Origin of the sequence: Erwinia mallotivora, from assembly GCF_000590885.1 — a bacterium.
GTDB lineage: Bacteria > Pseudomonadota > Gammaproteobacteria > Enterobacterales > Enterobacteriaceae > Erwinia > Erwinia mallotivora.
Map to the genome: position 1 here is coordinate 203,632 of NZ_JFHN01000075.1, position 21,109 is coordinate 224,740.

19 protein-coding genes and 1 pseudogene are annotated in these 21,109 nt (G+C 55.6%); 5 read left to right on the forward strand and 15 right to left on the reverse strand.

Annotation, left to right across the window (positions count from 1 at the left end):
* Positions 1 to 67 precede the first annotated feature (67 nt).
* The 5 genes and pseudogenes from BG55_RS21055 (at position 68) to BG55_RS21075 (ending at position 6,532) form a co-directional block, all read left to right on the forward strand.
* Positions 68 to 1,201 (forward strand): efflux RND transporter periplasmic adaptor subunit, encoded by a 1,134-nt coding sequence (locus tag BG55_RS21055; RefSeq protein ID WP_034941757.1) that lies wholly within the window; start codon positions 68 to 70, stop codon positions 1,199 to 1,201.
* A complete protein-coding gene (locus BG55_RS21060) occupies positions 1,198 to 4,269 on the forward strand; it encodes an efflux RND transporter permease subunit (RefSeq protein ID WP_034941763.1) in 3,072 nt (1,023 codons plus the stop codon). Before BG55_RS21055 ends, BG55_RS21060 begins: the two co-directional genes overlap by 4 nt.
* Before the next feature lie 20 nt (positions 4,270 to 4,289).
* Positions 4,290 to 4,742, forward strand: a pseudogene (locus BG55_RS21065) (DNA-binding response regulator); the annotation flags it as partial.
* Entirely contained in the window at positions 4,726 to 6,249 is a 1,524-nt protein-coding gene (locus BG55_RS21070; RefSeq protein WP_084276411.1) for a heavy metal sensor histidine kinase, read from the forward strand. The pseudogene BG55_RS21065 and the gene BG55_RS21070, both read left to right, overlap by 17 nt.
* A 13-nt stretch (positions 6,250 to 6,262) precedes the next feature.
* Positions 6,263 to 6,532, forward strand: a complete 270-nt coding sequence (locus BG55_RS21075) for a hypothetical protein (RefSeq protein ID WP_034941765.1) — start codon at positions 6,263 to 6,265, stop codon at positions 6,530 to 6,532.
* 55 nt (positions 6,533 to 6,587) lie between these two features.
* Here BG55_RS21075 and fetB read toward each other — a convergent pair whose 3' ends face one another.
* The 15 genes from fetB to arnB all read right to left on the reverse strand — a co-directional run bounded on the left by fetB (position 6,588) and on the right by arnB (position 20,809).
* Positions 6,588 to 7,355, reverse strand: a complete 768-nt coding sequence (gene fetB, locus BG55_RS21080; protein WP_034941767.1) for an iron efflux ABC transporter permease subunit FetB — start codon at positions 7,353 to 7,355, stop codon at positions 6,588 to 6,590.
* Positions 7,342 to 8,010: an iron efflux ABC transporter ATP-binding subunit FetA gene (gene fetA, locus BG55_RS21085; protein ID WP_034941772.1), complete on the reverse strand. Its 669-nt coding sequence runs from the start codon at positions 8,008 to 8,010 to the stop codon at positions 7,342 to 7,344. The genes fetB and fetA overlap by 14 nt, the downstream gene beginning before the upstream one ends.
* Positions 8,011 to 8,102: 92 nt before the next feature.
* Positions 8,103 to 9,215: an ABC transporter substrate-binding protein gene (locus BG55_RS21090; protein WP_034941774.1), complete on the reverse strand. Its 1,113-nt coding sequence runs from the start codon at positions 9,213 to 9,215 to the stop codon at positions 8,103 to 8,105.
* Between the two features lie 158 nt (positions 9,216 to 9,373).
* Positions 9,374 to 9,982, reverse strand: coding sequence for an undecaprenyl-diphosphatase (locus tag BG55_RS21095; protein ID WP_052018974.1), 609 nt, complete (start codon positions 9,980 to 9,982; stop codon positions 9,374 to 9,376).
* A gap of 9 nt (positions 9,983 to 9,991) precedes the next feature.
* Entirely contained in the window at positions 9,992 to 11,350 is a 1,359-nt protein-coding gene (locus tag BG55_RS21100) for a sensor histidine kinase (RefSeq protein ID WP_034941776.1), read from the reverse strand.
* Positions 11,326 to 11,994: a response regulator gene (locus BG55_RS21105; protein ID WP_034941779.1), complete on the reverse strand. Its 669-nt coding sequence runs from the start codon at positions 11,992 to 11,994 to the stop codon at positions 11,326 to 11,328. Before BG55_RS21105 ends, BG55_RS21100 begins: the two co-directional genes overlap by 25 nt.
* 17 nt (positions 11,995 to 12,011) lie before the next feature.
* On the reverse strand, positions 12,012 to 12,779 hold the full coding sequence (locus BG55_RS21110) for a COG4705 family protein (RefSeq protein WP_052018975.1): 768 nt from the start codon (positions 12,777 to 12,779) through the stop codon (positions 12,012 to 12,014).
* Between the two features lie 158 nt (positions 12,780 to 12,937).
* Positions 12,938 to 13,288: a hypothetical protein gene (locus BG55_RS21115; protein ID WP_034941780.1), complete on the reverse strand. Its 351-nt coding sequence runs from the start codon at positions 13,286 to 13,288 to the stop codon at positions 12,938 to 12,940.
* 144 nt (positions 13,289 to 13,432) lie between these two features.
* Positions 13,433 to 13,819 carry a 4-amino-4-deoxy-L-arabinose-phosphoundecaprenol flippase subunit ArnF gene (arnF, locus tag BG55_RS21120; RefSeq protein ID WP_034941783.1) on the reverse strand — a complete coding sequence of 129 codons (387 nt, stop codon included), beginning with the start codon at positions 13,817 to 13,819 and terminating at the stop codon, positions 13,433 to 13,435.
* Positions 13,819 to 14,151, reverse strand: a complete 333-nt coding sequence (gene arnE, locus BG55_RS21125; protein WP_034941785.1) for a 4-amino-4-deoxy-L-arabinose-phosphoundecaprenol flippase subunit ArnE — start codon at positions 14,149 to 14,151, stop codon at positions 13,819 to 13,821. The genes arnF and arnE overlap by 1 nt, the downstream gene beginning before the upstream one ends.
* Entirely contained in the window at positions 14,148 to 15,809 is a 1,662-nt protein-coding gene (arnT, locus tag BG55_RS21130) for a lipid IV(A) 4-amino-4-deoxy-L-arabinosyltransferase (RefSeq protein WP_034941787.1), read from the reverse strand. The genes arnE and arnT overlap by 4 nt, the downstream gene beginning before the upstream one ends.
* 15 nt (positions 15,810 to 15,824) lie before the next feature.
* Positions 15,825 to 16,709 carry a 4-deoxy-4-formamido-L-arabinose-phosphoundecaprenol deformylase gene (gene arnD, locus BG55_RS21135; protein WP_034941789.1) on the reverse strand — a complete coding sequence of 295 codons (885 nt, stop codon included), beginning with the start codon at positions 16,707 to 16,709 and terminating at the stop codon, positions 15,825 to 15,827.
* Positions 16,706 to 18,688 carry a bifunctional UDP-4-amino-4-deoxy-L-arabinose formyltransferase/UDP-glucuronic acid oxidase ArnA gene (gene arnA / locus BG55_RS21140; RefSeq protein ID WP_034941792.1) on the reverse strand — a complete coding sequence of 661 codons (1,983 nt, stop codon included), beginning with the start codon at positions 18,686 to 18,688 and terminating at the stop codon, positions 16,706 to 16,708. The genes arnD and arnA overlap by 4 nt, the downstream gene beginning before the upstream one ends.
* Positions 18,688 to 19,668, reverse strand: a complete 981-nt coding sequence (gene arnC / locus BG55_RS21145) for an undecaprenyl-phosphate 4-deoxy-4-formamido-L-arabinose transferase (protein WP_034941794.1) — start codon at positions 19,666 to 19,668, stop codon at positions 18,688 to 18,690. Before arnC ends, arnA begins: the two co-directional genes overlap by 1 nt.
* On the reverse strand, positions 19,658 to 20,809 hold the full coding sequence (arnB, locus tag BG55_RS21150) for a UDP-4-amino-4-deoxy-L-arabinose aminotransferase (RefSeq protein WP_034941797.1): 1,152 nt from the start codon (positions 20,807 to 20,809) through the stop codon (positions 19,658 to 19,660). The genes arnC and arnB overlap by 11 nt, the downstream gene beginning before the upstream one ends.
* Positions 20,810 to 21,109 lie beyond the last annotated feature (300 nt).

Below are 21,109 nucleotides of genomic sequence, written 5' to 3' on the forward strand. Positions count from 1 at the left end.
TCCCCAGGCTGGCTGTCGGGTTCGCCCCGCTATAGTGGCATAACTCTGTTTTGGGACAGTTATTGCCATGAGCAACGCCTCGAAAGTTTATTTATTGCTGGCCGCCTCAGCGCTGGGTGCCGCACTTTTCCATTTCTGGCCGCAGGCACCTGCCGCCGCCGCCCCGGCCTCAGCGCCTCCGCCGACGCGGGTCAGTCTGGTCACCGCGCAGGTTAAACCTTTGCCGCTCAGGCTTATCACTCAGGGACATGTCGTTTCGCTTAATCAGGTGGATGTGCAGGCGCAACTCACCGGTACGGTGAAATCCGTTGCCTTCAACGAGGGGGATTTTGTCAGGCAGGGGCAGCTGCTGTTTACGCTGGAAGACAGCAGCCAGCAGGCAACGCTACGCCATGCGATCGCCGCGCAGGGAGAAGCAAAAGCGCTACTGAACAAAGCCCAACGTGATGTGGATCGCAGTCGGGCGTTGCGGGCAAAGAACTATCTCTCCGCTTCAGACTGGGACATATTGCAAAGCACGCTCCAGCAGTACAGCGCGCAATACACGGCAGCGCAGGAGGACGTGCGAAGTGCGCAGGTGCAGCTGGGATACACCCGTATCAGCGCGACGGTCAGTGGTAAAACCGGTGCGCTGAACGTCCATTCCGGTAGCCTGGTGCAGCCGGGCAGCACGCTGCCGTTGGTTGCGGTCAACCAGTTCGATCCCATAGGCGTTGCTTTTACCCTGCCGGAACAGGATCTTAATAAGGTTCTGGCTGCCCAGGCCAGCGGCCCGGTGCAGGTATCGGTGAAAAATGCGCAGGGCAAGCCGGTGACCGGCACGCTGGATTTTATCGACAATGGCGTCAGCACCGACAGCGGCACCATCAATCTGAAAGCACGTTTTAGCAACGCGCAACACCTGCTATGGCCGGGGGTATTTCAGGTGGTGACCGTGGACGCAGGCATCACGCCGCAGGCCGTGGTGCTACCGCCTCAGGCCATCCAGAACGGGCCTGATGGTCACTTTGTCTTTGTGGTTAATCAGCAGGGACGCGCCGACACCCTGCCGGTCAGACTGCTGTGTATTCAGCAGCAGATGGCGGTGGTTGACGCGGTTCCACAGGGGACAAAGGTGGTACTGGAGGGAGCAAATAATTTACGGCCCGGTATGGCGGTTGTCTTGGCTCAGGACAGACCGGCAGCGGGGCAGCAGCAATGAAATTATCTGAATGCTGTTTGCAACGACCGGTCGCCGTCATGCTGCTGTGGCTGGCGGTGATCGTTACCGGTATTGTCTGCTGGATAAACCTGCCGGTTGCCGCGCTGCCGACTTTCGATACGCCAACCATCAAGGTCAACGCCTCGCTCTCGGGGGCCAGCCCACAAACCATGGCCTCTTCCGTCGCCACGCCGCTGGAGAAAAATCTTTCCACCCTGCCCGGCCTGTCGATGCTGACCTCCACCAGCCTCCAGGGTGCAACAACTATCGTGCTGGAGTTTGATCCCTCGGTAAATATCGATTCGGCCGCGGTGGACGTGCAGTCCGCGCTCTACCAGACGATGAAAAAACTGCCTGCGCAGATGACCACGCCGCCGTCATTCAAAAAGGTCAATCCGGCGGATGCGCCAATTGCACAGATTGGTATTGATTCACCTTCAATGACGCTTTCCGATCTCAATCGCTTTTCAGACGACCTGATATCACCGGCACTCTCGACGCTGAAAGGCGTGGCCGGGGTGGATGTGATCGGGCAGAAACGCTATGCGGTACGCGCAGAGATTGACCCTGACAAACTGGCGGCCACCAATATGACGCTGGAGGAGGTGCAAACTGCACTGAAGGCGGCCAACGATAATTCTCCCATCGGCGAACTGGATGGCAAACGCCAGATGTTGATGCTGCAAACGCATGGCGACCTGATGAATGCCGCCGATTTCAGCAAGGTGGTGATTGCCACGCGCAACGGCCAACCGGTAAGGCTGTCGGATGTCGCCTCGGTGCAGGACAGCATTGAAAATACGCTAAGCTACAGCTCGGTTAACGGCCACACCGCAATCGTACTCAATGTGAACCGCCAGCCGGGTGCCAACATTGTCGCCACGCTGGACGCCATTCATCAGTTGCTCCCGCGATTACAGGCACAGATGCCTGCCTCGGTGCATATGCAACTGCTCAATGACCGCTCCGTCTCCATTCGCAACGCCATTCACGATGTCAATATCACTCTGCTGCTGACTATTGCGCTGGTGGTCATGGTGATCCTGCTGTTCCTGCGCCACGCGCGCGCCACGGTGATCCCGGCGCTGAGCGTACCCGTTTCGCTGCTGGGGGCCTTTGCGCTGATGTCGCTGTGCGGGCTGAGCCTCGACAACATCTCGCTGATGGGCCTGACCATTGCTGTCGGTCTGGTGGTGGACGATGCCATCGTGGTGCTGGAAAATATCATGCGCTATCTGGAAGAAGGGTTGCCGCCACGTCAGGCTGCTCTGCGGGGCGTAAAAGAGGTGGGTTTCACCGTGGTATCCATCTCCCTGTCGCTGGTTGCCGTTTTTATTCCGATCTTTTTTATGCCGGGGACCCTCGGCCTGCTGTTCCATGAGTTTGCCTGGGTGGTATCGCTGGCTATTCTGGTCTCCGCCGCCGCCTCGCTCACTCTCATTCCTCTGCTGGTGCCGCTGCTTTTCAGACATCAGAAGCCAAACCGTCCTGAACCGGCGTGGAGCCGCAGCTTTGAACGTTACTTTGAAGCCACGCGGCAGGGCTATGGCAGAGCGCTGGCATGGGCGGTCGATCATCGTACGGTTATGCTGTTGACCGCGCTGGCCACGGTACTGCTTACCGGCTGGCTCTACCAGACCGCGCCGAAAGGTTTTTTCCCGCAGGAGGATATCGGCCAGGTCACCGCCAATATTGATACGCCGCAGGACATGTCCTGGGAGGGGCGGCTGAAAGTGGCGCAACAGCTGGGAGCCACCCTGCAACAGGACCCGGCGGTAAGCGATATCGTCACCAAAGTCGATCATGACACCACCCAGTTAAACCTGACTCTGAAAGATCAAAACCTGCGCCCGCCGCTGGCGCAGGTTTTGCAAAAAATGCGCGCTGATACTGCCTACCTGCCGGGAATAAAGGTGTTTTACAGCCCGGTGCAGAACCTGAAAGTCGGGGGACGCAGCGCCAAAAGTAGCTACCAGTACACGCTGCAATCGGTCAACAGCAGTGGGGGCACTTCGCTGAACGACTGGAGTAATAAGCTGATGGCGGAAATGCAAAAAAGCGGCGTGTTTGTCGGGCTTAACAGCGATGCGCAACTGAACGGTTTGCAGGCCGATCTGGTGATTGACCGCAATAAAGCCTCGCTGATGGGGGTGGATATCGCGCAAATCAGAAACAACCTCTATGCGGCCTTCGGTACATTACAGGTTTCAACCATCTATGCCCCCGAAGACAGCTATCAGGTGATCATGGAAGTGCAAAGCCCGTTTCGACAAAACGAGAGCGACCTGTCGAAGATTTACGTGCGCTCGTCGGCCAGTACGCTGCTGCCCGTCACCACCTTCACCCACATCAGCCGCTCTCAGGGGGTCACGGCGGTCAATCATCAGGGACAGTTACCGGCGATCACGCTGTCGTTTGACCTGGCACCGGGAAAATCCCTTTCTGATGCCACCCAGGCAATCAGCAACGCGCAGCAAAACATTCAGCTACCCGCTTCGGTGTTTGGCACATATGCAGGTCAGGCGGCGCTGTATCAGCAGTCGCAAAGCAGCCAGATCTGGCTGATCGTACTGGCGCTGGCGGTAATCTACGTTATTCTTGGCGTGCTCTATGAAAGCTGGATCCATCCGGTGACCATTTTACTGGGACTGCCCTCTGCCGCCGTGGGCGCGCTGCTGGCGCTGAGGTTGCTGGGACTTGATCTGACATTTATCGCCATGATCGGCATCCTGCTGTTGACTGGCATCGTAAAAAAGAATGCCATCATGATGATCGACTTCGCCCTTGCCGCCCAACGGGAACAGGGACTGAGCGCGCACGACGCCATTATGCAGGCCAGTCTGCAACGCTTTCGCCCGATTATGATGACCACGCTGTGCGCCATCATGGGGGCATTGCCCATCGCATTCGGCTGGGGAGCCGGTGCCGAGCTGCGCCAGCCGATGGGCGTGGCAATTGTCGGTGGACTGCTGTTTTCCCAGCTGATCACCCTGTTTATTACCCCGGTGCTTTACCTGCTGTTTGACCGTGCTAATCAGCGGCTGACGGAGGTCTCCCATTCGGTGTAGGAACCATGAGATTACTGTTAGTGGAAGACCGCGTGCGTGGACTGGAGCTGGGCGCAGAAGATTACCTGATTAAGCCCTTCTCATTCAGTGAGCTGCTGGCGCGGGCGCGGGTGATTTTACGCCGCCAGGCGGCCATCACCCCGGCGGCAGAAGAGTCGATGTTGCAGATTGCCGATCTGACGCTTGATTTTCTGCGTCATCGCGTTGCCCGTGCCGGTAACCGCATTGAGCTGACACAGAAAGAGTTTTTGCTGCTGAGTCTGCTGATGCGCCGCACCGGCGAGGTGCTGTCGCGCACGGTGCTGGCCGAGCAGGTCTGGGACATGAATTTTGACCCGGAAACCAATGTGATTGACGTCGCCATTCGTCGTTTACGTAACAAAATAGACGATGGCTATGCGCCGAAACTGCTGCATACCATTCGCGGTGCCGGCTATGTGCTGGAAGAGAGAGACGATGCTGATACCCCGTAGCGTGCCGATCACTCTGCGGCTGACGCTGTTTTTTTCCGTGGCGATGGCGCTGGTGCTGTACAGCGTTTCCGGTCTGCTTTACCACACAATGCGCAGTCAGCTTGGGCAGAAAGATGAAAACGAACTGCGCAGTACACTGCGTTTTCAGCAGGAAATCGCCACCACCATTAGTGAGCGTCAGGGTCCGCAGGAGCAGTGGCAAAAGGAACTGTTTGAATTTATTGTGCAGCAGGAACGGCTGTCGCTGCGGATCATCAGCCCGGATGGCCGGGTCTGGTCGCAGTCTAAAAATATGCTTGTGCCGCAGCAGGACTTCCCACCACCCACCACGGATTTTCGCTATGACACCTGGCGCTATCATCAGGGTGAAGTCCATGAAAAATATCTGATTACCTCCACCAATTTTATTCTGAAAAACCATCAGCCCTGGCTGGTGCAGGCCGCGCTGAACGTCTCACGCAATAATGCCATTATTGAAAATTACTGGGCGCAGATGCAGCTCGCCGCCGCGCTGGCAATTGCCTGTTTTGCCGCGCTGGGCTACTGGCTGGCTCGCCGGGGCCTTTCACCGCTGCGGACCATCAGCCGTGAAATGGAAAACATCCACGCGGACGATCTGCACACCCGGCTGGCCACACAGCGCTGGCCTTCTGAACTGAGTGCCCTCTCCGCCTCTTTTGACGGCATGATGACCCGACTGGAAGCGTCGTTTACGCAGTTGAACCGCTTTTCATCTGATATCGCCCATGAATTACGTGGGCCAATCAACAATCTGATCTCCGCAGCCAGCGTGACGCAGAGTAAGGATCGCAGCATCAGGGAGTATCGCGACACCCTGGCAGCCATCGTGGAGGAAGGTGAACGGCTGTCACGGATGATCTCTTCGATGCTGTTTCTGGCGAGGGCCGATAACAGTAGTGAACCGCTCAGCCCTGAGCGGCTTAACAGTGCGGACGAATTTGCGCGGCTGATCGGTTATTACGAGATCCTGGCCGAAGATAAGCAGATCACCCTGCGCTGCGAAGGTGAGGTGATCTTTCACGCCGACCCGCTCCATCTGCAACGCGCGCTGGCTAACCTGCTGTCAAATGCTATCCGACACACTCCGCCCGGCGGCCATATTATGCTCAGTGCGCGACGTGAAGCAGACACCACCTGTCTGAGCGTAACGGATGATGGTGAAGGGATGGCAGCAGAGCATCTGCCGCACATTCTGGACCGTTTTTACCGGGTTGATGCCGCCAGAAGCAATGCCGAAAACACCGGGCTGGGACTGGCTATCGTTAAAACCATTGCCGAGCTGCATGGCGGCAAAGTGGTGGTCAGCAGCCAGCCGGGCCGGGGTAGCCAGTTCACGCTACGACTGCCGAACCTGCCCCCCACCCTCCCGACAGCCCCGCTGAAGCCGGTTCGGGCGGGCGCTACCTGTCAGAATTGTCATGCAGATGACCCGGCCGGGTCACTGCCCGTGCGGGATAATCATCAGGTCAAAACAACACACACATGAAAAGGTGACCATGATGAAACGTACACTCCTCTCGATTCTGTTCGGCGCTTGTTCTCTGTTTGCTTTAAGCCAGGGAGTCGCCGTGGCTGGCGTGGAAAAAAACGCCAGCGTCTGGCTGCTGACGCCCGCCAGCTGGCATCCGAATCCCAATAAACTGCACGAGAATTATCCGTGGGACCTGGGAGAAGGGGCACAAAATGAACTGCATCAGCAGCCGCACGACAAGGTCAGTAAAGACGGTGACGCCAACAGTCAGGCTAAAGCAGAGTACCATCAATCCTGACGTCGCCTGCTGACCGACACCGCCGCTGAACCCACGGCAGGCGGTGTCGGCCTGCTTAACGCTGCTGTTTCAGCTGCGCCCGCGCGGTAAAGAAACGCCGCGAGGCCAGATAACCGGCAATAATGGTCGAGAAACTGGCGGTGCCGAGCAGCATAAAGGTGACCATGATCTGATATTTAATCGCCTTCACCGGATCGATTCCGGCAAAAATCAACCCGGACATCATTCCCGGCAGACTGACCAGTCCGACTGTTTTAGCGGCATCCACGGTTGGGATCATCGCCGCACGAATGCTGTCACGCACCAGGGTGCCGGATGCCACCCTCACCGACGCCCCCAGACTGAGCATTTCCATAATTTTCTGCCGGTTATCAGCAAAGCGCTGATTCAGATTGCTGTAACAGAGCCCCACCGCCACCATCGCATTTCCGGCTATCATGCCGGAGACAGGGATCACCTGCATTGGCACAAATTCAATCGCGCCGCTGACCAACAGAATGGTCAGCGTCAGCGTGGTACTGAGGGTGACAGCGACAAAGGACAGAATAAAAGCATGGTCAATATTACGGCTGCGCTTACGGGCATTAATGGCCGCGTTAACACAGATAAACAGCACCATCAGCACCGTCAGTAACGCATTGTTCAAATCAAAAATGGTTTTCAGCACATAGCCAACCACCACCAGCTGGACCACGGCCCGCGCTACGCTCCAGACGATGTCTTTTTCCAGCCCCAGTTTTTCTTTACCGCTGACCAGCAGTGCCACCACCACCAGCAGCAGCGACAGCAGCAATGAGCTGTCAGTAATATTATGCTGATTCATCAATGTGACTCCCGCCGGGCTGAGGTAAGGTGAGCAAACGTTTTGCCTGGCGGATTTCCGCCACATCATGACTGATACTGACCGTCGCCACGCCCTGCTCCGCCGCCAGGCTGGCGATCAGTTGATTAATTCGTTGCCGGTTCTCTTCATCCAGCGCGCTGGTGATTTCATCCAGCAGCAGCACATCAGGTAAAAATTGCAGATTGCGTAATAATCCCACCCGCTGTTTTTCGCCGCCGGAAAGCTGCTCTGGTTTTTTTGCCAGAATGGTTTCCGGCAGGTCCATCTGCCGCAGGCCATAGCGAATTCTGGCGCTGTCCACCGTTTTCTTGCGGATTTGCCACGGCAACGCCAGATTGTCATATACCGTGTCACCAAACAGCACCGGCGTCTGAAAACAGTAAGAAACCCGCTGACGATAATGCTCCGGCCTGATACTGCCGGACGGCTGGCCTTTAAACAGGATCTGGCCGCCTGAGGGTTCAAGCAGCGAGGCGAGGATTTTCAGCAACGTGCTTTTTCCACTGCCTGACGGACCGGTCACCAGCAGAGATTCACCGGCATTCAGGGTCAGTGAAACCGGCTGCAACAAGGTTGTACCGTCCTGCATAAAATAAATATCCTGCACGTCGAGCAGGGGCGAAACAGGCGACATGATTTATCCAGCCAGAAGGAAATATTATTCAGTGGATAATAACGCAATAAGGCGACAAACCGTCGCCTTTTAAACAGGAAAATCACTGCCCGTTATTTCTGCTGTGCAGAATAACTCAGTATGACCTTATCGTCGGGCAGATGAGTAAATCTGGAAATAATCTGGTGAAAATCTGCGGTGGAATTAAGATGGCTGAACTGTGCCGGATAAAGATCCTTCGCCAGAATTTCCATACCAATAATATTATAAGGGTGGTTGTAAAAATGGTGGTAAACGCCATATACCCTGCCCTCTTTTACCGGCGTAATTTGTTGCAGACCATTACGGGCAACTAGTTTATTAAAGGTCACCGCCACGGCGTCAGGCGAAGTATTATAACCAAACGGCAGCACGTTTTTATTCGGACGCGCCGAGCCGGACATAATATAAACATCCGGCTTCATGGCGATAATTTTTTCCAGCGCCACAAAACCTGATGCGCCAGGCAACAGGCTGGAGCCAATGTTTTTACCGCCAACCGCTTCAACCAGCCCACCCCAGCCGTTATGTCCGTGCGTAAAGCAGCAGTTATCACTGTTGCCCGCAATCGGCTCAATAAATACCGTGGGCTTCTGCTTAACCTGGGCTATCTGTTGTTGCAGCGCATCCCAGTGCTGATGATAGAAATCCGTATAGGCTTTAGCCCGTGCCTGCTGATTCAGGATCTCGCCCAGTAAGGTGATGCTGTTGGCGGTGTTTTGCGCCGGGTGCAGTTCATAGTCAATAAAAACTACCGGAATATTAAGCTTTTGCAGGGTGGTCAGCACGCCGGTTTGTTGCAACGCGGGCTTCGCGCGCAGCTGGGCAATCATCAAATCCGGCTTTTCGGCAATCACGCTTTCCAGGTTAACCTGCCCCTGGTCATTAAAGCCCATATCGATAATTTTACCGGCGGCGGGCCAGGTTTTCTTTAATACTTCCCAGGTCTGAGGGTCCTGTTTTTTGGGCAGGTTATTCCATGCCACCAGCCGTTTAAATGGATTTTCCCGATCGAGCAGCGCCAGAGCGAGAATATCCCGCCCGTCCTGCAGGATAATATGCTGAGGCTCGTGGCTGAGGGTAATCTTCTGATTATCCATATCGGTAATTTCGAGGGGCCAGGTGGTTGCGGCGCAGCTCGTCGAAACGGCAAGCAGCGCTGACAACAGCCAGTAACGAAGGGTCATGTTATTTCTCCATAAAAACGAACGCAGGAATCGCGGGCAAATATACCGACAACACCAGGCTATTTCATCTTTTTTAGCCGGAGGAGAGTAACATCACCCTGTTGAATAAATTCAACCGGGCCAGACTGAATTAAATGGTAACAAAATGAATTTAATGGTTACCTGAATATGCCTTTTTTAATCGCCGGTAAAAACAGCCACTGATAAATCGTCATCAGGCAAAGATAAACCCTGTCGGTCAGGCGGGTATTTCGTCGACAGAGATAAACCGCCATCAGGGCCACCACCGCTGAACCCAGAATATCGAGCGGGAAATGCACCCCCAGATAAATTCGAGCCCAGGCAATTCCCAGGCTTAAAACCAGTGCTGTGCCGCCCTGTAGCCAGCGGCTGGTTGCCAGCAGGCTGAAGCTGACGGCAAAAGCCACCGACAGATGGTCGCTGGGAAAGGAAGGATCCGCACTGTGAGCCAGAAAATGGTGTCCGACAGGGACCATAAAAGGCCGTGGATGTTGCCACAGCAGGCCGATTGCCAGATTGAACAGCAGCGCTATCGCCACGCTGACTGAGGCATTCAACGCCAGGCGTTTACCCTGCTCAGCGCCAAAAAACCACTGCGCCAGCAGCAGCAGAGGAAAGAGAAAAATCACCCAATTGGCAAAGAGATTACCCAGTGCCAGCATGGTCATTCCGGGACTGGCCGGGGCATTAATCAGCGAGAAAAGCAGCAGGTTGGCCTTTTCCCAGGCCGCTTGTGGTAACAGCATGGTCACTCCTTACGATGATGCCATCAGCCAGAGAGTGACTCTGACATTCAGGCCGGTGGGTGCACGTTTTGCCGGACGTAGTATAATTTCGCCCTGCATACGGTCCAGCAGCGTGCGCACAATGGATAATCCCAGCCCGGACCCGGTCGCTTCATTTCCCTCAATGCGGTAGAAGGGATCAAATACGCGCAGGCGTTTTTCAGCCGGGATGCCCGGACCGGTATCCTCAATTTCTATCACCACCCGGCCGTCAACCCTGAGGACCTGCAGGTCGATACGTCCGTTTTCAGGGGTATAGCGAATGGCGTTGTCCAGTAAATTTTTAAGCACGCCAGCCAGCGCCAGCGGTTGACACACCACCGCTATCTCACTGTTCTCCAACATGCCCAGATCGAGGTTTTTCTTTTCTGCCAGCGGCAGCAAATCGGCAATCACTTCTCTTATCAGCCGATCAATCGCGACCTGCCGCTGCGCGACGGCCTGCGTCTCACGGGATTGCGCTCTGGCCAGTGACAGCAACTGTTCCAGCAGATTTTTGGCACGGGTAATGCCCTCACGCAGACGCATCACCCGCCGTTGGCTCTCCGCTGGCAGCGCGGTTGCCGACAGGTTTTCAGCCTGTAATGACAGCGCGGTCAGTGGCGATCGCAGTTCATGCGCCGCATCCGCAACGAAGCGTCGTTGTGCTTCCACAGAAAGGGAAACGCGCTCAAGCAAACGGTTAATAGCGTGGGTAAAAGGCACAATCTCCTTCGGCATCCCGGCAGTGGTCAGCGGCGTGGTATCCAGCTCGCTGCGATGATGGACCGCCACCGCCAGCTGCTGGATCGGCCGAAAAATTTTTCTCACCAAATCCGCCACCACCACCAGCAGTACCGGCACCAGAACAAAAAAAGGCAGCAGGGTGCGCAGCGCACCCGACATCGCCACCTCATCCTGTACGGAAGCCCGCTGCGCCACTGCAACTTTGGTGGCGGCATCCAGCTGACGCACCAGCACCCGATAAAGATGATGATGGGTTTGCAGCGTATGGAAACCTTCCGCCAACGCAAAGGGCAGGACAAAGCCTTCTTCCGCCTTTTGCCCCTGTTGCCCGGTCGCAAACATAAAGTGAACGATGATCCGCGACTCACGCTCATCATGGATCGGGGGACCAATAAGATTGCTGCCTCGCACCGCCAGTACGCCATTTTTCGCCAGCTCGGCTATCTGACTGAGCGAGGAGTCCTGTAACTCATGCGCTTCATCCAGCGCAGAGTAAAAAGCAATGCCGCCGGTCAACAGTGCCACCAGCATAATGGCGCTGCACAAACCGAACGACAGTCGGGCCTGGACCGACTCTTTCAGGCGTTTGCCGATACCATCCATCCCACGCCCCGGACATTTTTGATTGCCTCTGTACCCAACTTTTTGCGCAATGAATGGATGAAAAACTCCACCGCGTTGCTTTCAATCTCTTCGCCCCAGCCATAGATTTTTTCTTCCAGTTCACTGCGCGAGAGCAGCTTTCCCGGTCGAATCAGTAACGCCTGCAACAGCGCGAATTCACGCCTGGAGAGGCGAAATACCTCCTCCTTATCCACCGTAAACGCCTGATGGCTGGCAGGGTCGAGGCTGATGATGCCGTTACTCAATACCGGACCGGACATGCCGCCTTTACGACGCAGCACCGCACGAATACGCGCCAGCAGCTCACGCATTTCAAATGGCTTAACCACATAGTCATCCGCGCCGGAATCCAGCCCGCGCAGTCGGTCTTCCAGCGCATCTCTGGCGGTGATAATCACCAGCGGAACTTCATTCCCACCGTTGCGCAGGGTTGCCAGCACGCTGAAACCATCCTGGCCGGGCAGGCCTAAATCCAGCAGCACCAGGTCATAGCGCTGCACCGCCAGCGATGCATTCGCCTCATCGCCGTTTTTTACCCAGTCAACGGCATAGCTTTGTGCTCTGAGTGCTTCGCGCACGGCTTCACCGATCATGGCGTCATCTTCAGTTAACAGTACCCGCATCCTGTTCTCCTGCCCTGTTACACGGAATGGCGGCTGCGCTCCGCCAGCGAGAGATACGCCACCAGTCCGGCGATCGCCAGCAGAAACAGGGCGTTAATTTCGACAATCCCGATGCCCAGTCCTCCCTGCTCCACCGGCTGGGCCAGCAGGTCGCCGGTTGAAGCGCCCAGCGGACGGGTCAGGATGTAAGCCAGCCAGAAACAGGCGACCGCGTTACATTTGCAGCCCCACCAGGCCAGCGCCACCAGCGCTATCGCCACGGCAAACACCATTGCCGAAAGCGGATAGCCCAGATTCAGCCCCTCTGACAGCCAGTCACCCGCGGCGGTGCCCAGCGCGAAGGTGAACAGGATCGCCGCCCAGTAAAAGGCCTCGCGCAGAGGTGTGGTGATGGAATGGATCGACAGGGTGCCTTCGCTGCGGTGCCAGAGCATAAAGGTCAGGATCAGGGCAGAACCAAACATCAGCGTGGAGTAGCCCAACGGAATCCCCAGTGAGTCGGTAAAATTATCGGTGACCAGCGTGCCGAAGATGCTGACCAGCACCACGGTCAGCCAGTAGAGGGCCGGGACAGAGTGACGCGCGCGCATCTGCATCCCCAGCACCACCGCCAACAGTATCCCGGCCACCAGCGAGGTGAAGCCCAGACCAAAGCCAGGGTTAAAATTAAGATAGTCGGCGGCCGTTTCCCCCACCGTGGTGGACATCATTTTGATCAGCCAGAAAAACAGCGTGACCTGCGGAACTTTACTCAGTTCGCTGTGAACCGATGACATGGCTGGCATGTGGAATTTCCTGTCAGACTCAGATAGCGTCAGTCTGCCGGGGAAAACTTAGCAAGACATTAAAGCGGGGATTTTTTTGCTGGCAATGGGGTCACTGTTGGTCGCTACTCGTTAAGGATAATGACAGTCAGCTTAATGCGGTTCAGGATGTGGCGTTATCACCGCGATAAAGCCCGAATAAGTTTGAGCACAGGCTGCGTGTCTGAAGCTGCATATTCCATAGTGGACAGGTAAATTATTTTCTCGCCATCAAAGCCATTTTTAAAAAATTGATATTTCAGACCCGGCGCACAAACAATCACATCCGCTATTTGTTTTATTACTTCACTGTCGGCCTCGCCCGGATCCAGAATCGCCTGCCAGGGCAATCGGGCGCTGATAATATCTTCATTGAGCTTCTTGATATATTTTGATTCGCTGAACCAGGAAAAAATCCCGCCGGTAATGGGGGGAGATCTTCCCAGGAGTGGACTTGAGTTATATACAAAGACAATCATCCTTAAATTCATAAAACAATCCTTTAGCAAGATATCCCTCTTTTTTAATGTGATCGACTGCCTGCTTACTCGCGGGCAGGCGGCTGGGACGTCGAGCAAAAATTAACGTCACTGCCGTCCGTTTCCATTCAGGCCAAAACCGCACCGAGGATCCACTCAGCGTTTTTTACTCGCCTCAGGCCAGCAGACCAGCAGCAGGCCGCAGAAGATCAACAGCACGCCCGCCAGCTTGCCCCAGTGGAAAGGCTCGTCCAGGCCGGGCAGATAGAGTGCGGCAACCCAGACCAGCACATAGCTCAGACTGAGCAACGGATAGGCTCTGCTCAGCGCGATGCGTTGCAGCGCCAGCAACCAGCACAGCATGGAAAGCGCGTAAGCACCCAGCCCGGCGATTAATCCCAGAGCGGCCGGTGACAACGCCAGTAAGGCGTGAAAAAACAGTCCCGCTTCACTGATGGCGGGCAGATGTAACATTGACCAGCGCATCAGTAACTGCGCGCCACTGACCAATAGCACGCTGCATAGTGCCAGAATCATCCCCATCAGGCGTACGCTCCCATCACGGCCACACCGGCAACAATCAGGCCAATACCCAGCCAGTGGCGCGGGGAGACCGGCTCCTGCCATAGCCAGCGGGCCGCGAGGACCACCAGAATAAAATTCAGGCTGAGCATCGGGTAAGCCACACCCACCGGAACATGCTGCAACACCCGCAGCCACACCAGCATGGCAACGCCCAGCAGCAGTACACTCATCGCCAGCCAGAACAGCAGATGCTTTTTACCCTTCAGCAGGCCGTGGTGAGCGGCCTGTTTCTGGCACAGCTGCCCGGCACAGCTGAGCAGGCTGGCCAGCACAATCAACAGCATATTCATGGCGTCTGGTTGTACTGGTACATGACCAGCCGTCCCTGACGATAAATGAAGTCGGCCTTTGGCAGATCGTTACCGCTGTTGACTTCATCGCGCGACAGCAGCAGAACCAGCGTCACCTGACCTTCGCGACGATGTTGTTCCAGCCACTGCGGGAAATCACTATCAGAGACAAATTTGTCCTTTGCATCAGGATAGCTCAGGCCATACTGTACTTCGCCGCGCTGTTGATAGAGCACAATATCGCTTCGTTGCAGTTCCCACGCCAGCCCGGACGCAATTCCCGGATTGTTCGCCAGCAGGAAATGACTTGAGCCGATTTTGCTTTTCATCCCCTGAATAAACTCCTGCGGCTGTTTAGAATCGACCACCCTGTCCGGAATAACCTGTCCCAGCACCAGCGCCAGCCCCAGCGGGCAAAAAGCGGCCCAGCTCCAGCGCTGTTCCGGCGCTTTCAGCGTCAGCAGACCACCCAGTCCCCACACCAGAAACGCCGCGCCGGCCAGCACCACTTTCAGTACTTCGTGATAGCCATAAAGCGCATGCTTCGAAACACCCCAGGGCGCGAGGACAACAACCACGGTGACCACGCAAAGTAAGCCAAATACCAGGTTGATCCAGCCATTAACCCGCAACGTTTTGCCTTTAACCAACACCAGCTGCATCGCCTGACGCGCCAGCAGCGCGGCAAGAGGCGCAAAGCACGGCAGGATATAGGTCGGCAGCTTGCCTTTGGCGATACTGAAAAACAGCAGCGGCATCACCACCCAACAAAGCAGATAGAGGCTACCGCTGTTTTCATCCCGATCGCGCCAGCCGTTCCGCAGTGCGGCAGGCAGCATCGCCAGCCAGGGCAGGCAGCCCAGCAGCAGAATCGGCAGGTAATACCAGAAAGGCGCTTTGTGTTGGGCATTATCTTCAGCAAAGCGCTGGATATGCTCGACCCAGAAGAAATAGTGCCAGAAGTCCGGCTCCCGCTGTGCGATGGCAATCGCCCAGGGCGCACTGATCGCCACCGCGCCCACTACCGCCAGCGGACCAAACATCAGCAGCTCTTTAAAACGCTTCTGGTGGATAGCCCAGGGCAGGATCGCCACCACCGGCACCGCCAGCGCCAGAAACCCTTTGGTCATAAACCCCATGCCGCAGGCGACGCCCATCAACAGCCAGGCCAGCACTTTTTTGCCGGTGGTCGGCGCATTGACCGCCAGCCAGTAGCCACACATCGCCGCCGCCAGCCACAGGGTGATCATCGGATCGAGCACCGCATAGCTGCCTATGCCATAGACCAGCAGGCTGGTGAGGAAGATCACCCCGGCCATCAGCGCGGTGTTCCGGTCGCGCCAGATGCGCAGCGTCAGCCAGTAGACCATCAGCGCCGTCAGTGTGATGGAAAACACCGAGCCAAAACGCACCGCAAAGTTGTTGTGGCCAAATATCAGCTGACTGAGATTGTTAATCCAGTAACCCGCTACCGGTTTTTCAAAATAGCGCAGGTCGAAAAAGTGCGGCACCACCCAGTTTCCACTGACCAGCATCTCACGACTGATCTCCGCATAGCGGGTTTCATCGGGTTGCCACAGATGGCGAAATTCTAATGGGATCAGATAGTAAAGAGAAAACAACAGCAAAAGGAGAAAGCCATTTCTCATTATTTTCATACAAAATTACTCAACTCATTGCTGGCATCCGAGCCATCCCTCACGGCCAGGGAGACTACCCCGGACTATTTTTCCTGTCGGCAGGCTGGACAGGTCTTCAGGCAACAGCTCGCTCAGCGGGCAGAACTGAATATCCGCCTGCGCCGCCAGCGTCAGCAGATCGCTGAACAGATCGCTCATCACAATCCCTTCCACTTCCGCATGAATGGTGTAAACCGGCGTACCGCGATCCTGCTGGATCTGGTCGATGATAAAGGCGTTAAAATCCTCTTTACTGACCGTCGATCCGACCACTTCATCCCAGGTCGGCAGGGTTACCGGGATTTGCACCGTGCCGGTGCTGCCATCACTTAACAACGGCAGAAACGGCGTAGTGCCACGGCAGTCGCTGTTGTAGTGGAAATGAAAACCTTCTTTGGCATCAACGGTGCGCTGATCGGCCCGCCAGCCAGCAACGGCAGAACAGGTGACCGGCTGTTCAGAGATGACACTCAGCGCATCGCGACCCAGTCGGATCTGGCGCGTCAGCTGCTCCGGCGGCCAGACGCCCGCCCAGGTTTGCCAGGCAAAATGATCCCAGGCATGCAGGCCCACTTCATGATGATCCACCGTGGCATTAATGATTTCTGCCAGCCCTTTGCCAATGTTGCGCCCCGGCCAGGCAGTACCGGCCAGCAGGATATCCCAGCCGTACAGCGAGGCGGCATTGGAACGCAACATTTTCCACAGGAATTTCGGCTTCAGCAGACGCCATAAATGGCGTCCCATGTTATCCGGCCCGACGCTGAAGAAAAAAGTGGCCTGAGTGCGATGTAAACTGAGGATTTCCAGCAGCTTTGGCACCCCATCACGGGTGCCCCGCCACGTATCAACATCTATACGGAGGCCAACTTTTCTCATTTGCTCTCTTCCACCCCGTCAACGGTACGCAGGAAGAAGTCCAGCGTGGCGTCGATGGTTTTATCCATCGTCACCTCCGGCGTCCAGTTCAGCAGGCGACGGGCATTGCGGATAGCCGGTTTGCGGTGCTCCACGTCCTGATAACCTTTGCCGTAATAGCTGCTGCTCTCGACATCACGGAAACCGGCAAACGGTGGAAACTGGTTGCGCAGCGGGTGACGTTCAAAGCTTGCCAGCAGCTGCTCAGCCAGCTCTTTGATACTGGCTTCATTGTCCGGGTTGCCAATGTTGATGATCTGGCCGTCGCAGTTATTGTTTTTATTTTCAATAATGCGGAACAGTGCTTCCACACCGTCGCTGATGTCGGTAAAGCAACGTTTCTGTTTGCCGCCGTCGACAAGCTTTATCGGTGAGCCTTCGACCAGGTTGAGGATCAGTTGGGTGATAGCGCGTGAACTGCCAATACGTGCGGCATTGAGGTTATCCAGACGCGGCCCCATCCAGTTGAACGGACGGAACAGGGTGAAGCGCAGCCCCTCTTTGTCACCGTAGGCCCAGATAACCCTGTCGAGCAATTGCTTGGAGACGGAGTAGATCCAGCGCTGCTTGTTGATCGGCCCCACCACCAGGTTGGAGCTGTCCTCATCGAAGTTCGGATCGGTACACATGCCGTACACTTCAGAGGTGGAAGGGAAAATGATGCGTTTTTTGTATTTCACGCAGTCGCGGATGATCTTCAGATTCTCTTCAAAATCGAGTTCAAACACGCGCAGCGGGTTGCGGGTATATTCGATTGGCGTGGCAATCGCCACCAGCGGCAGGATCACATCGCATTTTTTAATGTGATACTCAATCCATTCGGAGTGAATGCTGATATCGCCTTCCACGAACTGGAAACGGGGATGACCGACAAAACGGCTGATGGCGTCAGAACCGATGTCCAGGCCGTAAATATCGAAGTTGTCATCTTTAAGCAGGCGCTCGGTCAGATGATTACCGATAAAACCATTAACGCCGAGGATCAGTACGCGGGTGCGACGTTTGACGGCGGTCACCGGCTGATTTCTCAGCAGAGCACCGCTGACCAGACCCAGCGTCTGGGCCAGTTGCGATCCCTGCATGTAGACACCGTTTTCACTCTGTCCGGTCACCACCTCCAGCGCGCCCTGACCACAGGCGACGATCAGCGGGCTGACTGACAGCACCGTCCCGGCTTTCGCCGCAGGCTGATCGTGACGAACCTTACCTTTCCAGACGAGGAATTTTGCAGAGCAAACGTAGCCGAAAGCGCCCGGCCACGGCTCAGTCACCGCACGGACCAGATTGTTAACTACCTCAGCAGGCTGTGACCAGTCGATACGGCCATCTTCCGGTTTGCGACGACCCACTACCGTCGCCTGACTGTGGTCCTGCGCTTTACCGCTCAGTTGGCCTGCCTTCAGAGCAGGCAGGCTGTCAGCCAGCAGTTGTTCGGCGGTGGCGTTCAGTTTGCGGTGCAGCGTCAGGGCGTTATCTTCGGCGGTGATCGCCACCCGCTCCTGCGCCATGATGTCGCCAGCGTCAGCGCGCGCGGTCATCCGGTGAAGGGTGACGCCGGTTTCGCTTTCACCATTGACCAACACCCAGTTCAGTGGCGCACGACCACGGTATTTTGGCAGCAGTGAACCATGCAGGTTATAGGCCCCGGAAGAGGCGCAGCTGAGGATCTCTTCACACAACAGGTTACGATAATAAAAGGAGAAGATCGCTTCAGGGGCCATCGCCTTAATGCGATCGATCCACAATGGATGATTGACGTCTTCCGGCGCAAAAACCGGAATGCCCAGCTCAGCAGCGGTACGGGCAACGGAGGCAAAAAAAGGATTTTCCGCAGCAGAATCTGCGTGGGTGAAGATAGCCTCAATCTGATAGCCAGCCTTAACCAGTGCATTGATACCAATGCAGCCCATATCGTGATAGGCAAATACAACTGCTTTCATTATTTATCGTCCTCAGTGGAGACGGGATGGGAAGAATTGATCACACGCTGAATAAAGTAACGGGGACGGGCGCGAACATCGTTGTAAATACGGCCGATGTACTCCCCCAGTAGTCCCATACCGACAAATTGCGCACCGATAAAGATAAACAGCACGGCAAACAGCATGAATACGCCATCAGCAGCCCACTGCGGACCCAAAAACAGGCGTAAACCGATCAACAACAAAGAAAACGCAAACCCGGCCAGCGCGATCATGCTGCCCACCACGCTGAGCATCCGCAGCGGCGTGGTGGTCAGACAGGTTACCAGGTCATACATCAGATTAATCAGCCGCATCAGGCTGTATTTTGAGTCGCCAAACTCGCGCTCCGCATGCAGTACCGGGATCTCAATCGCCCGGCGGGCAAAGGTATTAGCCAGAATGGGAATAAAGGTGCTGCGCTCGTGGCAGTGCAACATGGCATCGATGATGTGGCGACGGTAGGCACGTAACATGCAGCCATAGTCACCCATAGCTTTGCCGGTGGTGCGCTGGATCAGGTGGTTGATTAGCCGTGAAGCCTTCTTGCGGAACCAGCTGTCCTGCCGGTTCTGACGCACGGTGCCCACCACGTCATAACCTTCCTGCGCGGTGGCAACCAGACGCGGGATCTCTTCCGGAGGATTTTGTAAATCGGCATCCAGCGTGATGATCAAATCCCCACTGACATGGCTGAAGCCCGCCATAATGGCCGAATGCTGACCATAGTTACGATTGAGCAGTACGGCAACGATATGGCTGCCCTCTTCTTCTGCGGCGGTGGTCAACATCGCCGCAGAGTTGTCACTGCTGCCGTCATCAACCAGCAGAATTTCGTAATCCATCGGCAGCTGCGCGCAGGCAGCATCAGTACGACGGAGCAATTCGGGCAGGCTTTCCTGTTCGTTGTAAACGGGGATTACCACGGAGACTTTGTTAATCGGCTGTTCAGCAGTCATGAAATTTCTCGGCGATATCATGCAGCGCAGCAATTACGCGACTGACATCTTCATCGGTCATTGTAGGAAATAGTGGGATGGAACAAATACGCGCCGAGTTCCACTCGGTAGCCGGTAACGACAGCGCAGGAAAACGCTCGCGATAATATTTCTGGGTGTGGGCCGCGCGGAAGTGCAATCCGGTGCCGATATTGCGCGCTTTCAGCTCCTGCATCAGTTCATCACGGCTCAGCCCGCAGCGTTGCGGGTCAACGCGGATGATAAACAGATGCCAGGCATGTTGATGCGGCCAGCATGGCTGAGCCAGCGGCAGGAAAGGCGTGTCCGCCAGCTCGCGCAGGTAACGCTGAGCAATCGCTTCGCGGCGGGCATTCATTTCTGACAATTTATCCAACTGCACCAGGGCAATGGCCGCGTTGATATCCGCCAGGTTGTATTTGTAACCCGGGGTAATAACTTCGGCCTGCGGCGCACGTCCGTGCGTCTGGCGGTCAAAGGCGTCAACGCCCAGTCCATGAAACTTCAGGCTACGAATACGATTTGCCAGTGATTCATCATCGGTCACCACCAGGCCACCTTCAGCACAGGTCATATTTTTAATGGCATGGAAGGAGAAGATGGCCGTACCCGTCGCGCCGACATGACGCCCCTGATAATACGTGCCCGTAGCATGGGCTGCGTCATCAATGACCGGGATGCCATAGCGCCTGCCCAGCTCATGAATAGCGTCAATATCCGCCGGGGCTCCGGCATAATGCACGGGAATAATCGCTTTGGTCCGGGGAGTAATCGCCGCTTCAATCAGCGCCGGCGTGACCATCAAGGTATCAGGGTCAACATCGATCATTACTGGCTCAGCGCCCAGCAAGGCAATCATATTCAGCGTGGAAACCCAGGTCAGTGAGGGAGAGATGACTTCATCTCCGGCACCAATGCCCAGCGCCATCAAAGTAACATGCATCCCGGCCGTGGCCGAACTGACCGCTATTGCATGTTGGTTGCCAGTGAGTTCACAAAATGCTTTTTCCAACTGTTGGTTTTTCGGGCCAGTGGTAATCCAGCCGGAACGAAGTACTTCACTGACCGCAGCCAGTTCGGCTTCGCCCATTGCCGGGCGGGAAAAGGGGAGAAATTCGGACATTATCAAACTTCCTTAAACAGTCACCTGAGTCAACTTTAACAGAATGTGCGATTTGCACATCCGGTTATTTAGATAACCCTTTGAAATAGCACCAGCAACACTTTAATAACGTGTGACAACCTCATGTTATTAGCGGCCCGCTTTTTGTTATCTCTGGCTTCAGCCAGGCGCGAATCATTGTGGCATGTTGTCAACTGCGCTGATTCAACATTTCATGAACGATAGAGCATATTCCTTAATTGAAAATTAAGAGAAGGCAGATAAAAGTAAATCAGCGGAATTTAAGCGGTGCCGTTCATA

Excerpts from the sequence above, each read along its gene's own strand:
- BG55_RS21105 (WP_034941779.1), bottom strand. The coding sequence starts at position 11,994 with ATGCGGGTACTGTTAACTGAAGATGACGCCATGATCGGTGAAGCCGTG.
- arnA (WP_034941792.1), bottom strand. The coding sequence starts at position 18,688 with ATGAAAGCAGTTGTATTTGCCTATCACGATATGGGCTGCATTGGTATC.
- BG55_RS21070 (WP_084276411.1), top strand. The coding sequence starts at position 4,726 with ATGCTGATACCCCGTAGCGTGCCGATCACTCTGCGGCTGACGCTGTTT.
- BG55_RS21115 (WP_034941780.1), bottom strand. The coding sequence starts at position 13,288 with ATGAATTTAAGGATGATTGTCTTTGTATATAACTCAAGTCCACTCCTG.
- arnF (WP_034941783.1), bottom strand. The coding sequence starts at position 13,819 with ATGGGGATGATTCTGGCACTATGCAGCGTGCTATTGGTCAGTGGCGCG.
- BG55_RS21060 (WP_034941763.1), top strand. The coding sequence starts at position 1,198 with ATGAAATTATCTGAATGCTGTTTGCAACGACCGGTCGCCGTCATGCTG.
- arnD (WP_034941789.1), bottom strand. The coding sequence starts at position 16,709 with ATGAGAAAAGTTGGCCTCCGTATAGATGTTGATACGTGGCGGGGCACC.
- BG55_RS21100 (WP_034941776.1), bottom strand. The coding sequence starts at position 11,350 with ATGGATGGTATCGGCAAACGCCTGAAAGAGTCGGTCCAGGCCCGACTG.
- fetB (WP_034941767.1), bottom strand. The coding sequence starts at position 7,355 with ATGAATCAGCATAATATTACTGACAGCTCATTGCTGCTGTCGCTGCTG.
- arnC (WP_034941794.1), bottom strand. The coding sequence starts at position 19,668 with ATGACTGCTGAACAGCCGATTAACAAAGTCTCCGTGGTAATCCCCGTT.
- BG55_RS21110 (WP_052018975.1), bottom strand. The coding sequence starts at position 12,779 with ATGCCAGCCATGTCATCGGTTCACAGCGAACTGAGTAAAGTTCCGCAG.
- BG55_RS21090 (WP_034941774.1), bottom strand. The coding sequence starts at position 9,215 with ATGACCCTTCGTTACTGGCTGTTGTCAGCGCTGCTTGCCGTTTCGACG.
- fetA (WP_034941772.1), bottom strand. The coding sequence starts at position 8,010 with ATGTCGCCTGTTTCGCCCCTGCTCGACGTGCAGGATATTTATTTTATG.
- arnT (WP_034941787.1), bottom strand. The coding sequence starts at position 15,809 with ATGAAAATAATGAGAAATGGCTTTCTCCTTTTGCTGTTGTTTTCTCTT.
- BG55_RS21095 (WP_052018974.1), bottom strand. The coding sequence starts at position 9,982 with ATGCTGTTACCACAAGCGGCCTGGGAAAAGGCCAACCTGCTGCTTTTC.
- BG55_RS21075 (WP_034941765.1), top strand. The coding sequence starts at position 6,263 with ATGAAACGTACACTCCTCTCGATTCTGTTCGGCGCTTGTTCTCTGTTT.
- arnB (WP_034941797.1), bottom strand. The coding sequence starts at position 20,809 with ATGTCCGAATTTCTCCCCTTTTCCCGCCCGGCAATGGGCGAAGCCGAA.
- arnE (WP_034941785.1), bottom strand. The coding sequence starts at position 14,151 with ATGAATATGCTGTTGATTGTGCTGGCCAGCCTGCTCAGCTGTGCCGGG.
- BG55_RS21055 (WP_034941757.1), top strand. The coding sequence starts at position 68 with ATGAGCAACGCCTCGAAAGTTTATTTATTGCTGGCCGCCTCAGCGCTG.